A 12878-nucleotide genomic window follows, 5' to 3' on the forward strand; every position below is an offset into this window, starting at 1 on the left:
CAAATACAAGGGCAAGCTCGCGATCTACGATTACTACCTGCCGGTGATCGGCATGGCGGCTCTGGCGATCGGCAAGAAGACCGCCGACCTCACCGAGGCCGACCTGCCGGCACTCAAGGCCGAGCTCCTCAAGATGAAGGCCAACGCCAAGCTGGTCGGCGAGGTCACCGCCAGCCAGACCGCATTGGCCACCGGCGAGGTGGACGTTCTTGTCGGCGGCGGCGAATGGGTCACGGCGGGCCTTGCCAAGGAAAATCCGGCGCTCGACTTCTCGATCCCGAAAGAAGGCGCGGTGCTGTGGTCGCAGTCGCTCGCCATGTTCAAGGATTCCAAGAACAAGGACATGGCGCTGAAATTCATCCAGTACATCATGAGCCCTGAGGGCCAGGCGCGGCTTGCCACCTCGTCCTGCTACTGGGGCATGCCGGCGAACACCAAGGCGGCGCTGACCGACGAGCAGAAGAAGATCCTGCGCTTCGACGAGCAGCCCGGCTTCCTCGCCCGCGCCCAGGCCTATCCGGCGCCGAACGCCGACCTCGACAAGAAGATGCAGGACATGTGGACCGAAATGCTGCAGGCGCAGTAAATCGGCCGATGAGCGTTTCTGGAAGCAACTCGCGTGCCCTGCCTTGGGCGCTGGTCACGCCGGCGCTGGCGTGGACGCTGCTGTTCTTCGTGCTGCCCCTCATCGCCATGGGGTTTTCCAGCCTCACGGCGCATGAAGGCGGCGGTTTCACCTTGGCCAATTACAGCCAGTTCTTCACCGATCCGTCCTATTGGCGGGCGATGGTGAACTCGCTGGAGGTCACGGCTATCGTCACCGTGATCTCGATCCTGCTCGCCTATCCCTTCGCCTGGATCCTCGCGGAAATGGTCCCGGAGCGCTGGCAGCGGCTGGCGCTTATGCTGGCCGTGCTGCCGTTCTGGACCTCCTATGTCGTGCGCTCCTATTCCTGGCTGCTGGTGCTGGCGCAGAACGGCGTCATCAACCGGGCGCTGACCGGCGTCGGCCTCATCGCCGAGCCGCTGCAGCTCGCCAACACGCGTTTCGCCACCGTCACCGGCTTCGTGCATTTCTTCGTCATGCTGTTGACGCTGACGATCTTCGCCAATCTGAAGCAGCTCAGCCCGAGCTACCGCAAGGCTGCCGCCGATCTCGGCGCCGGGCCGGTGCGGACTTTCCTGCATGTCGTGCTGCCGCTGACCCTGCCCGGCATCATGGTCGGCGCCTTCCTTACCTTCGTGCTCTGCATCGGCGACTACATCACGCCGCAGATTCTTGGCGGCAACAACGAGCTGGTCATGCCGCAGCTGGTTATGATGCAGATCGGCCGGCGCGGCGATTTCTCGCTGGCCTCCGCGCTGTCGATCATCCTGATGGCTGTCGTCACCATCGCCTATCTCGCCTGCGCGCGCTGGCTGAAGATCGAGCGGGCCTGACGATGCGCGCCGCCGTCCGCTTCGCCGCCTGGCTCTACGCCGTCGCCGTCTATGGCTTCATCTTCCTGCCGGTGGTGGTGCTGGTGCTGTTCTCGCTGCAGGCAACCTCCTTCCCTATACCGCCTTTCACCGGCCCGTCGCTGCGCTGGTACCAGGCGGTGCTTTCAGACGCGAGGCTCACCTCAGCGCTGGTCAATTCACTGCTGGTGGCGGTGCTGTCCTCGCTCGCATCGGTCACGCTCGGATTTCTGTCCGCCTGGGGTTTCGCGCGCTTCGTCCTGCCGGGCTCGGCCTTGCTGCGCGGGCTGATCACGCTGCCGCTCACCGTCAGCTATCTGATCATCGGCATGGGGCTGCTGGTGCTGTTCAACTGGGCCGGCGTGCCGAAATCGCTGCTTGCGGCAGGCATCGGCCATGTCGTGATCAACCTGCCGCTCTGCTTCGCCATCATCTACAGCCAGATGGGCGACCACCAGATCAACATCGAGCGCGCCGCGCGCGACCTCGGCGCCGCCGAGTGGAAGGTGCTGCTCATGATCACGGTGCCGGTGATGGCGCCGGCGATCTTCGCCGGCTTCTTCCTGTCGATGACATTTTCCTGGGACGAGTTCGTCATCTCCTTCCTGCTCACCCGCTTCGAGACGACGCTGCCGGTGGAGATCTGGAATCTCCTGCGCTCCGGCCTCAACCCCAAGACCAATGCCGTCGGCTCACTGGTCTTTGCCGTCTCTATTGTCCTAGTTGTGTTTTTCGAACTGACGCTGCTGCGGAGAAAGCCGGCATGAGCGCGCCCCTCGTCGACATCCGCAACGTCTCGCATCGCTTCGGCCAGTTCCCGGTGCTGAAGAATGTTTCGCTGGCGATCGACCCCGGCAGCTACACGATCCTGCTTGGGCCGTCGGGTTCCGGCAAGACGACGCTGCTTTCGATCCTTGGCGGCTTCGTCACGCCCAGCGAAGGCAAGGTGTTCATCCGGGGCGCGGACTGCACCGCCGTGCCGCCGGCCAAGCGCCCGACGACCACCGTGTTCCAGGATTATGCGCTGTTTCCGCATATGAGCGTCGGCGGCAATGTCGGTTTCGGCTTGCGCATGCAGGGCGTCGACGGCGCGACCCGGGCGGCGAAGGCGCGCGATGCGCTTGCCCTCGTCGGGCTGGCGGCCGCCTTCGACAAGAAGCCGCATCAGCTCTCCGGCGGCCAGCGCCAGCGCGTGGCGCTGGCCCGTGCGCTCGTCATCGAACCGGCGGTGCTTTTGCTCGACGAGCCGCTCGGCGCGCTCGATCTCAAGCTGCGGCGGCAGATGCAGGACGAGCTGAAAGCGATCCAGAAGCGTGTCGGCACCGCCTTCGTCCATGTCACGCATGACCAGGAAGAAGCGATGGCGCTGGCCGATCATTGCGTGGTGATGAATGACGGCCGCATCGAGGACGAAGGCCCGCCCGAGCGCGTTTATGCGCGGCCCAAGACGCGCTTCTCGGCGACCTTCATGGGCGAAAGCACCATTCTTGCCGGCACCGTGACCGAAGCGGAGAACGGGATCGTCACCGTCTCGACGGCGGTCGGGCCGGTCTCGCTGCCCGGCGCATCGACTGCCGGCGCCACGGTCGCGCTCGCCATCCGGCCCGAGCACCTGGTTCTCGGCGAAGCGAAAGGCAATGTCGCGCTCGGCGACGCCAAGGTCGGCGATGTCGTCTTCCAGGGCAGTTTCAAGCGCGTGCTGGCTGCCTCGATGCTCGATGCCGCACTGCAGTTCATCGCCAAGGCTTCCGCTTCCGCCACCGTTCAGGCGGGCGACACGATAGCGATTTCGTGCAACGCTCAAGACATCATCCTGCTGGCGGACTGATCCATGAGCACGCTTCCGGTCATCGAGGCTCCGGACTGGTACGAAACCATCCGCATGGGCGACGACATCACGCTCATCCATGAGCCATGGATCAAGCCGTTCTTCCGCTGCAACATCTGGCATGTGCGCGGGCGCGACCGCGACCTGTTGTTCGACACCGGCCTTGGCCATTTCAGCCTGAGAAGCCACGTGCCGCTTGTCAGCGAGCGCAAGCTCACCTGCGTGGCCAGCCACACGCATTTCGACCATATCGGCTGCCACCACGAGTTCCCGGACCGCTGCGTGCATTCGGCCGAGGCGGCAATCCTCGCCGATCCGCGCAACGAATGGACGGTCGCCGATCGCTACGCCAATGAGGAGATGTTCGACGGCGCACCGGAAGGCTGGGATACGGCGCGCTATCGCATCCTGCCCGCGCCGGCCGGCCGGTTGCTTGAACACGGCGACATCGTCGATCTCGGCGACCGCGCCTTCGAGGTCATACACACGCCGGGTCACTCACCGGGCGGCATCGCGCTCTACGAGAAGAAGACCGGCATCCTCTTGTCCGGCGACATCGTCTATGACGGGCCGCTGATTGACGACGTCTACCACTCAGTCATTGATGATTATGTCGGGACGCTGCTGGCCATACGCGACCTGGACGTGTCGGTCGTGCATGGCGGCCATTTCCCAAGCTTCGGCAAGGTGCGCTACCGCCAGCTCATCGACGAATATGTCGCGGGCAAACGCAAGGCGGGCTGCCACCTGCAGGGCGGTTGAGCGAGCGGAAAAGCGAAGCCTACAGCGCCCGTTGCGGACAAGGGGTCCCGGTGGCATCGCCGCAACGGGAAGCTGTCGGCTGCGGCCGCTGGCTCGTCTCTTCCGAATGACGCACGAGTTCGGCGAACATAAGCGCGAAACTTCCCATCATCAGGAAGACTATGATCAGACGCGTTACCGGCAATAGACAGGTCTCTCGACTGGCCAGCCCCCGCCAACCCATCCACTGTCGGCTAACATGATCGATCCGCCTTTACGAGTGTTTAAGCCTCCTCTTAACCATTGCGGCCATCACATTCATCTCGCGCCTGTCACGAAGCGCGACTGGTGACCCGCCAGCCGGCACGCCGCCCTTCACAGATATGGGCGGCGCATGCTACGCCGTCGCCGGCGCGGCCCCGCAGACGGTCGCCCTCCGGGAGCCATGAGCAAAGCCGCCAGCCGTTTCGCCTTCGTCTCTTCCGACACCGACGACGCCCTCGCCGCGAGGGAAAGCCTGTCGGCGCGCTATGGGCAGGTGCCTGTCGCTGAGGCGGAGATCATCATCGCGCTCGGCGGCGACGGTTTTCTACTGCAGACGCTGCGCGAGACGATGAGCACGGGCAAGAAGGTCTACGGCATGAACCGGGGCACCATCGGCTTCCTGATGAATGAATATCGCGCCGGCGGTCTCGAGGAGCGCATCGCCAACGCCGTTGCCGAGACGATCCGGCCGTTGGAAATGGTCGCCGTGACGCATGACGGCGAATCCATTTCGGCGCCGGCCATCAACGAGGTGGCGCTGTGGCGCCAGTCCTACCAAACCGCGAAGATCCGCATCACTGTCGACGGCCAGGTGCGGTTGGAGGAGTTGAACTGCGACGGCGTCATGATCGCCACCCCCGCCGGCTCGACGGCCTACAATCTGTCGGCGCACGGGCCGATTTTGCCGCTCGATGCGCCGCTCCTGGCATTGACGCCGGTCAGCCCTTTCCGGCCGCGCCGCTGGCGCGGGGCGCTGCTGTCCAACAAGGCGACCGTGCGCTTCGACATTCTCGAAGCCGAAAAGCGTCCTGTGAATGCCGCCGCGGACCACACCGAGGTTAAGGCCGTGGCTTCCGTCACCGTGCGGGAATCGCCGACCGCGACGGCAACTTTGCTGTTCGATCCGAACCATTCCTGGAACGAACGCATCCTTGCCGAGCAGTTCCGCTACTGAGCCGGCGCAACGATACCTGTTCGATTAAGCATCGCGATTAAGGTTACGTCTTCACAATCACCGGGATTTCCGGCTGTTTGTGTTGACAAATCGCGGACTTGCGCCTAACTGCAACCGCGATCTTGCAGGCGCGCGGCGCCTGCCGCAACACGCGTTGCGATTTCCCGAACCAGCCAAAGACAACAAACACTTGTCCTCAGACACCCAGACCGTTCAAGAAGCGTTGACATTTTCAGACCTTGGCCTTTCGCCCAAGGTCCTCTCCGCAGTCTCAGATGCCGGCTACACCAAGCCGACTCCGATCCAGGCCGGCGCCATCCCGCATGCGCTGCTCGGCAAGGATGTGTTGGGCATTGCCCAGACCGGCACCGGCAAGACCGCTTCCTTCGTGCTGCCGATGCTGACGCGATTGGAAAAGGGTCGCGCCCGCGCGCGCATGCCACGCACGCTGATCCTCGAACCCACGCGTGAGCTCGCCGCGCAGGTCGAGGAAAACTTCATCAAATACGGCAAGAACCACAAGCTCAACATCGCGCTTCTGATCGGCGGCGTCTCCTTCGACGAGCAGGACAAGAAGCTCGAGCGCGGCGCCGACGTGCTGATCGCGACACCGGGCCGCCTGCTCGACCATCGGGAGCGCGGCAAGCTCCTGCTCAACGGCGTCGAGATCCTCGTCATCGACGAGGCCGACCGCATGCTCGACATGGGCTTCATTCCCGACATCGAGCGCATCTGCGAGATGATCCCGTTCACGCGCCAAACGCTGTTCTTCTCGGCGACGATGCCGCCGGAAATCACCAAGCTCACCGAGAAGTTCCTGCACGCGCCGGTGCGCGTCGAGGTCTCCAAGGCCGCCTCCACCGCGACCAGCATCACGCAGCGGCTGGTGAAGTCCGGCAACAAGCCTTGGGAGAAGCGCGAGACGCTGCGCAATCTGATCAAGGCCGAAGACGCCGACCTGAAGAACGCCATCATCTTCTGCAACCGCAAGGTCGAAGTGTCGGAGCTGTTCCGGTCGCTTTTGAAGCATGATTTCGATGCCGGCGCGCTGCATGGCGACATGGACCAGCGCGCCCGCATGCAGATGCTCAACAATTTCCGCGACGGCAAGCTGCGCTATCTCGTTGCCTCGGACGTCGCCGCGCGCGGCCTCGACATTCCCGATGTCAGCCATGTCTTCAACTACGACGTGCCGATCCATGCCGAGGACTATGTCCACAGGATCGGCCGCACCGGCCGCGCCGGGCGCGCCGGCAAGTCCTTCACCATCGCCACCCGCTCCGACACCAAATATGTCGACGCGATCGAGAGGCTGATCGGCACCAAGATCGAATGGCATGACGGTGACCTGTCGACCGTGACCGAAAGCGAAGGCGAGGAGCAGCCGCGCCGCGGCCGCGGTGCCCCGCGTCGCGCCGGCCGCAAGGACGACGACCGCAAGGATCGCGGCGATCGCAAGAAGGACCGCCACGCCAAGCGCGACGAGGCTCCCGAAGCCGTGCGCGAAGAGCAGCCGGTCGCCGAAGTTGCCGATATCGCCGAACGCCGCGCCCGCAAGGACGCGATCCGTTCCGAGAACGAGCGCAAGGGTTCGGGCAACCGTCACGAGCACCGCGGCGACGCCCGCCCACAGCGCGACCGCCCCGGCCGCCATCGCGAGGAAGACGACGCGACCGTCGGTTTCGGCGACGACGTGCCGGCCTTCATGCGGATTGTCGCGAAAGTCTGAAGCTCCACCTGTAGAAGCAGACATGAAAACGGCCCGGTTTGGGCCGTTTCCTTTTTTGCGCTGGCTGGCACGCCCTGCCCTACATCGGTCCAGGCATCATCTTGGTCGGTTTTTCCAGCATCGGGAACTCGGCCTTGGTGCATTTCACGTTCGGGTTCGTCGGGGTGAACATGCCGTTCGGGTTGTCCCTGAACAGCCAGGCATGCAGGTCGTAGTGGACGAACTCCCGCGGGATGAGCGGGTAGTGCCCTTCCATCGGTCCCATGAACTTCTGGCCGAACAGTGTCGGAACCTCCTTCACGTCCGGCGTCAATGGGACCAGCCATTCCACGGCGACCAACTTCAAACCCTTCTTCGTCGGCTCGTAGATCAGGACGTTGGGCTTCATCGGGTCGAGCGGCTTGCCGATGCTCGGGACATTGACGAAATGGACGCCCATGGCGCCCTTAGGATAGTACATCGCGCCGTCAATCTTCTCGCCGCCATAGTAGACGCAGCCTTCGGTCGACAGATAGAGGTCGCGGATGGCGGCGGTGTAATCTTCATATTTGGCCAGCGATTTCTTCAGGGCTTCGATATCGGCCTTGCTGGCATCCTCTGCCCGGGCTGTGGCGGCTCCGAGCCATGCGCCCAAAAGGCCAGTCAAAACGAGGACGCCGCAGCGCCCGAGGCGAGCTGTTCTTGTCATGCATTCCTCCCAGATTCCCTTGATCTGGCCGTGCAAGACCGGGGCGGCAGATGTGATTGCGCGGCCGGTTTAACCGCCCCATCCCCTCTGGAACAGCGGAATGGTAGTCCTTTCCCTGGATTTGAAAAGTATCAATTAGAACAAGCTAATGTCCTACGACCTTTGACCCATCCTTGGACATCCCAACAAAAAACGGCCCCTTACGGGACCGTTTTGCTTCGATGGCGCTGCGCAGTTGGGCGCGGCTCTTTCAGGTGAGCGGCGACAGCTGGATTTCGACGCGCCGGTTCTGCTCGCGGCCGGCGGCCGTGGCATTGGACGCGATCGGGCGCGTCTTGCCGAAGCCGGTGACGGCGAAGCGGCGCTGATCGACGCCCTGGCCGGCGAGATAATTGGCGACGGCGAGCGCGCGGCGCTGCGACAGGTCGAAATTATGTTCGTCGCCGCCGGTCGAATCGGTGTGGCCGAACACGTCCACCGTGGTCTGGCGGAACTTCTTCAGCACCAGCGCGACCGAATTCAGCACCGGATAGAAGCCCGGCTTCACCGCGTCCTGGTCGACGTTGAAGGTGATGTCGGACGGCATGTTGAGGATGATCTGGTCGCCGCTGCGGGTGACGCTGACGCCGGTGCCCTGCAACTGACGGCGAAGCTCGGCCTCGTTCTGGTCCATGGTCGCGCCGATCGCGCCGCCGGCGAGCGCCCCGATGCCGGCGCCGATCAACGCATTGCGGCGGTCATTGCCGCCCGCAAGCAGACCAAGGCTGGCGCCTGCCAGCGCGCCAAGGCCGGCGCCGGCCGCCGTGTTGGAAATCTTCTGGTCGCCGGTATACGGATCGGTGGTGGTGCAGGCGCTCACCAGCACAGCCGTCGCCACGACGACGAGCACGGTTTTCTTCATGAGATTGGTCCCTCTCCAATTCGCGGCCCTTGCAGCCGAGCCAAATCAGCCCTTCCGCAGCCTTGTAGCATGAAATGCGGCGAAAAACGGAACGGGAATGCGGCCGCAAAACCCGCTAGCCGTTCCCGCTTCGCCTCTACCACAGATTCTTGCCGTCGATGACCACCACCTCGACCTTGTCCAGGTCGAAATCGTCGAACAGGCGCGAATTGACGCTGATCTTCGGGTTGTCGAAATCCGGCTTCCCGGTCGACCAGTCAGGCGTCTCGGTGAAGGTGCCGCAACCGCAAATGGCGCAGAAACCATGCTTCACGGTCTTCGAGCCCCAGCGATAGAAGGAGACGTTCTCAGGCGGGCTCGTGAGCTTGAATTGCGACGGGACATAGTAGGCCCACAGCGACCCGCGCTTCGAGCAGAACGAGCATGTGCATTGCGTCACCGTCTGCGGCGCCTCGGCAACCTCGAAGGTTGTCGCCTTGCAGTGGCAGCTGCCTTTGATGGTCATGAACTCACCTCTCCATTGTCCGCCGCCCGCATTGCACGCAATTCCGAACGGAAAACCGCTTCGCACTTTTCCTGGAATTGCTTCGTGGCAAGGCAACATAAAGAAGCCGTCCTGACAACCGTCTGGCAGCAGCTTCAGCAGAGATGCTGGCGTGCTCGAAGGCTAGTAAGAGGGCGGCGGGACGAACAGGCAGATGGTCTTGCCGGCGTCGAGCCCAGCCTGATGCGCGCACCAGTGATATTCGCCGTCGGGCGAATTCTTGATCCGCTTGTCGCTGTAGGCCACCACCTCGCCCGTGCCTTTTATGACATAGCCTTCGGGCCGCTCGCTGATCGATGACTGCGGCACTTCCTTGCAATCGAAGTTGGCGCAGCAGGCAAAGGGATATTTCCAGCCTTGTGGCACGGCCCCCGTAGGCTGGGCGTCGTGCGCGATGGCCGGCGGCGTCAGCACCGAGACAGCTCCAACAGCGAAGAGGGAGAACAACAGTCGGCCAGCCGGTCGAGCGGCTTGGGCCGATCTTGATGTGGCAGCAGACATCGAAACGTTCCTTTCGAGCATCAAGCGTTTCAGCTTGCCCGTTCCCGGAACGTGTCTTCCCAGTGGCCGGATCGTCGGTCGCAGTTTATGCCGCGTCCGGCCATAAATGCTTCTATCCCACAGCTCGGATGCTGAGCTGATTCCACAGCCAGCGCAAGAAGTGGGCGCGCCATGGCGACGCGCCGGTTTCAAGCTTCGGCGACGGAAAGGATGCGCAGACCTGGGTGGCAACTCCAGACAACGGCCTGCGCCCAGGGTGCCTAAGAACGAAGTTCCTCCAAAGGAAGTTCCGACCTTCAGCCGTCGGCGTGTTCACGATATTGCGGCAGATCGTCTGTAATCGTGAACCACGGCGCCTTTGAACCGACGAAGATATGTGGGCTCGGGCGAATGCCTGGATCGTCCATCAGCGTCCCCATGGCGACATGGACATAGGCGCCTTCGCGGACCAATGAATAGACGAGCGAGCCGCAGCGGCCGCAATGCGCGTCATGGCCGCTCTCGTCGCCGAAAATCAGCAGCCTGTCGTCGCCCGCGGTGAGACGGAACTTGCCGCGCTCGATGCCGGCGAAGGGCTTGAACGCCGCCCCCGTCGTGCGCCGGCAGTTGGAGCAGTGACAGTTCGCGGCATAGACGAATTCGTCCGCCACTTCATAGTGGACGGTGCCGCAGAAGCATTTTCCGGTAAGTTTGCGCGTCACCGGCTTTTCTTCCTTTGCGCAACGGCAGCATATGCCCAGATTCAGGTTAGGCTGAGCCGAGAATAGCGGTTTTCAAGAATCGGAGCGGAGCGTACTTAAGGTACGTGAGCACCGGAAGCGCAGGAAATCGCCGTTCGCAGGCCGGCCTCACCTGAATATGGGCATATCCTAATCCAGGTCCGCCACCGCTTCGCCTGCACCACCCTCGATGCGATGCGAGAGCGAAGCTTCCATGAACTCGTCGAGGTCGCCGTCGAGCACGCTCGACGGCGAGGTGCTTTCGACGCCGGTGCGCAGATCCTTCACGAGCTGATAGGGCTGCAGCACGTAAGAGCGGATCTGGTGGCCCCAGCCGATGTCGCTCTTCGACGCCTCCGTGGCGTTGGCGACCGCCTCGCGCTTCTTCAGCTCTTCCTCGTAGAGGCGCGAGCGCAGCATTTCCCAGGCCTTGGCGCGGTTCTTGTGCTGCGAGCGCTCGGCCTGGCAGGCGACCGCTATGCCGGTCGCGAGATGGGTGATGCGGACCGCCGAGTCGGTGGTGTTGACGTGCTGGCCGCCCGAGCCCGAGGAACGATAGGTGTCGATGCGCACGTCGGATTCGGAAACATTGATCTCGATCGAGTCGTCGATGACCGGATAAACCCAGACGCTGGCGAAGGAGGTGTGGCGCCGCGCATTGCTGTCGTACGGCGAGATGCGCACCAGGCGGTGGACGCCGGATTCCGTTTTCAGCCAGCCATAGGCGTTGTGGCCCTTGATCAGCACGGTGGCGGACTTGATGCCCGCCTCCTCGCCGTCATGGACTTCCAGCACCTCGACCTTGAAGCGGCGGCGCTCGGCCCAGCGCGTGTACATGCGCAGAAGCATCGAGGCCCAGTCCTGGCTTTCGGTGCCGCCCGCGCCGGCATGGATTTCGAGATAGGTGTCGTTGGCGTCGGCTTCGCCGGAGAGCAGCGTCTCGACCTGCCGAGCCTTCGCCTCGCCCTGCATCGAGCGCAGCGCAGCCTCCGCTTCCGCGATGATGCCGTCGTCGCCCTCTTCCTCGCCGAGCTCGATCAGGCCGATATTGTCTTCCAGCGCCTGGGTCAGCCCCTTGACGGCGGCGATACCGTCCTCGAGCTCCTGGCGCTCCCGCATCAGCTTCTGCGCTTCGATCGGATCATTCCAGAGGCTGGAATCCTCGGCGCGCGAATTCAGGTACTCAAGCCGCTTTACAGCCTGATCCCAGTCAAAGATGCCTCCTCAGCAGGGTTATCGCCTGCCTGATTTCGTCGACAATGTTGAGCGTTTCCGCGCGCATGGCTCTTCGTTCGGTCCTGTCTTTTCGGTCTTTTCGGAATAGGCGCGATACATAGGCACGGCATCGCCGCCTGTAAAGCGAAATGGGCCGACGGTTTCGCGCCGGCCCATTCCGGATTGCAGGAGATCAGTAGAGCCCGCCGCCGCCGTCCTGGATGGCCTGGTTGGCCTGCGGCGACAGCGCGCCGCCCGAGCCGTTGGAGCCATCCGCGCCCATGCCGATCACCCAGTAGCTGTCGGCCGGACCGGTGCCGGGCTTGAACGCCTCGACGATGGTGTTGGGATCGCCTTCGGCGGCGCGCATGCCGGTCTTGCGGTTGATGGCAATGAGCTTCATGCCGTCCGGAACCTGGAAGTCGGTGTTCGGCTTGCCGTCCAGCGCCACACGCATGAAATCCTTGAAGATCGGCGCGGCGAGACCGCCGCCCGTGGCGCCCTTGCCGAGGCCGCGCGGCGTGTCGTAGCCCATGTAGAGACCGACGACGAGGTTCGGCGTGAAGCCGATGAACCAGGCGTCCTTCTCGTCATTGGTGGTGCCGGTCTTGCCGGCGATGTGGCGGCCGAGCTCGCCGATGGTGGCGCCGGTGCCGCGCTGGACCACGCCTTCCATCATCGAGGTGATCTGGTAGGCCGTCATCGGGTCGAGCACCTGCTCGGAATTGTCGACCAGCTCCGGCTCGGGTTGGTTCTTCCATTCGGCGGCGTTGCAGCCTTCGCAGCCGCGCTCATCCTGCTTGAACACCGTCTTGCCGTAGCGGTCCTGGATGCGGTCGATCAGCGAGGGTTTGATCGATTTGCCGCCGTTGGCCATGATCGAATAGGCCGAGACCATGCGCATGACGGTCGTCTCGCCGGAGCCCAGCGCCATCGGCAGATAGGGCGCCAGATGATCGTAGACACCGAAGCGCTCGGCATATTCCACGACCAGCTTCATGCCCATGTCGTTGGCGAGCCGCACCGTCATCAGGTTGCGCGACTTCTCGATGCCGGAGCGCAACGTGGCCGGGCCAGCGACCGTGCCGTCATAGTTCTTCGGGGTCCAGGTGGTGTTGCCGCTCTGGATGGTGATCGGGCCGTCCATGATCACCGAGGCCGGCGTATAGCCATTGTCGAGCGCGGCCGAATAGACAATCGGCTTGAACGAGGAGCCGGGCTGGCGCATCGCCTGGGTCGCGCGGTTGAACTCGGACTGCGCGTAGGAGAATCCGCCGACCATGGCGAGCACGCGGCCGGTATGCGGATCCATGGCGACGAGACCGCCCTCAACCT

General features: G+C 63.5%; 14 protein-coding genes. 7 read left to right on the forward strand and 7 right to left on the reverse strand.

Translation table 11 applies throughout. The annotated features are described in order from the left end of the window. The 7 genes from EOA28_RS09440 to EOA28_RS09475 all read left to right on the forward strand — a co-directional run. A partial coding sequence (locus EOA28_RS09440; RefSeq protein ID WP_128314833.1) for an extracellular solute-binding protein occupies window positions 1-586 on the forward strand: 586 nt, incomplete at its 5' end. 8 nt (window positions 587-594) lie between these two features. After that, on the forward strand, window positions 595-1440 hold the full coding sequence (locus EOA28_RS09445) for an ABC transporter permease (RefSeq protein WP_127252498.1): 846 nt from the start codon (window positions 595-597) through the stop codon (window positions 1438-1440). A 2-nt stretch (window positions 1441-1442) separates the two neighbouring features. Beyond that, entirely contained in the window at window positions 1443-2225 is a 783-nt protein-coding gene (locus EOA28_RS09450) for an ABC transporter permease (RefSeq protein WP_128298236.1), read from the forward strand. Then, a complete protein-coding gene (locus EOA28_RS09455; RefSeq protein ID WP_127250806.1) occupies window positions 2222-3286 on the forward strand; it encodes an ABC transporter ATP-binding protein in 1065 nt (354 codons plus the stop codon). The genes EOA28_RS09450 and EOA28_RS09455 overlap by 4 nt, the downstream gene beginning before the upstream one ends. Window positions 3287-3289: 3 nt before the next feature. Beyond that, window positions 3290-4048, forward strand: coding sequence for an MBL fold metallo-hydrolase (locus tag EOA28_RS09460; protein WP_127250807.1), 759 nt, complete (start codon window positions 3290-3292; stop codon window positions 4046-4048). A gap of 424 nt (window positions 4049-4472) precedes the next feature. After that, the gene (locus EOA28_RS09470) at window positions 4473-5246 is read left to right on the forward strand and encodes an NAD kinase (protein ID WP_128314834.1); all 774 of its coding nucleotides are present in this window, start codon (window positions 4473-4475) and stop codon (window positions 5244-5246) included. 190 nt (window positions 5247-5436) lie between these two features. Next, window positions 5437-6975: a DEAD/DEAH box helicase gene (locus tag EOA28_RS09475; protein ID WP_189341986.1), complete on the forward strand. Its 1539-nt coding sequence runs from the start codon at window positions 5437-5439 to the stop codon at window positions 6973-6975. Between the two features lie 79 nt (window positions 6976-7054). Here the strand turns inward: EOA28_RS09475 and EOA28_RS09480 are convergent, their stop codons facing one another. The 7 genes from EOA28_RS09480 to EOA28_RS09510 form a co-directional block, all read right to left on the reverse strand. Then, window positions 7055-7663 (reverse strand): hypothetical protein, encoded by a 609-nt coding sequence (locus EOA28_RS09480; protein ID WP_127250810.1) that lies wholly within the window; start codon window positions 7661-7663, stop codon window positions 7055-7057. A 250-nt stretch (window positions 7664-7913) separates the two neighbouring features. Continuing rightward, entirely contained in the window at window positions 7914-8564 is a 651-nt protein-coding gene (locus tag EOA28_RS09485) for an OmpA family protein (protein ID WP_126082833.1), read from the reverse strand. A 136-nt stretch (window positions 8565-8700) separates the two neighbouring features. Then, window positions 8701-9069 carry a GFA family protein gene (locus EOA28_RS09490; protein WP_071036034.1) on the reverse strand — a complete coding sequence of 123 codons (369 nt, stop codon included), beginning with the start codon at window positions 9067-9069 and terminating at the stop codon, window positions 8701-8703. A 162-nt stretch (window positions 9070-9231) separates the two neighbouring features. Next, window positions 9232-9609, reverse strand: a complete 378-nt coding sequence (locus EOA28_RS09495) for a hypothetical protein (RefSeq protein WP_127250829.1) — start codon at window positions 9607-9609, stop codon at window positions 9232-9234. 296 nt (window positions 9610-9905) lie between these two features. Continuing rightward, window positions 9906-10310, reverse strand: a complete 405-nt coding sequence (locus EOA28_RS09500) for a GFA family protein (RefSeq protein WP_127250811.1) — start codon at window positions 10308-10310, stop codon at window positions 9906-9908. A 168-nt stretch (window positions 10311-10478) separates the two neighbouring features. Continuing rightward, a protein-coding gene (gene prfB, locus EOA28_RS09505) for a peptide chain release factor 2 (protein ID WP_108702967.1) occupies window positions 10479-11610 on the reverse strand; the annotation gives its coding sequence in 2 pieces (ribosomal slippage) (window positions 10479-11543 and window positions 11545-11610; 1131 coding nt in all). Between the two features lie 126 nt (window positions 11611-11736). Then, on the reverse strand, window positions 11737-12878 hold a 1142-nt coding region (locus EOA28_RS09510), incomplete at its 5' end, for a penicillin-binding transpeptidase domain-containing protein (RefSeq protein ID WP_281060894.1).

Source organism: Mesorhizobium sp. M2A.F.Ca.ET.067.02.1.1 (assembly GCF_004023285.1).
GTDB lineage: Bacteria > Pseudomonadota > Alphaproteobacteria > Rhizobiales > Rhizobiaceae > Mesorhizobium.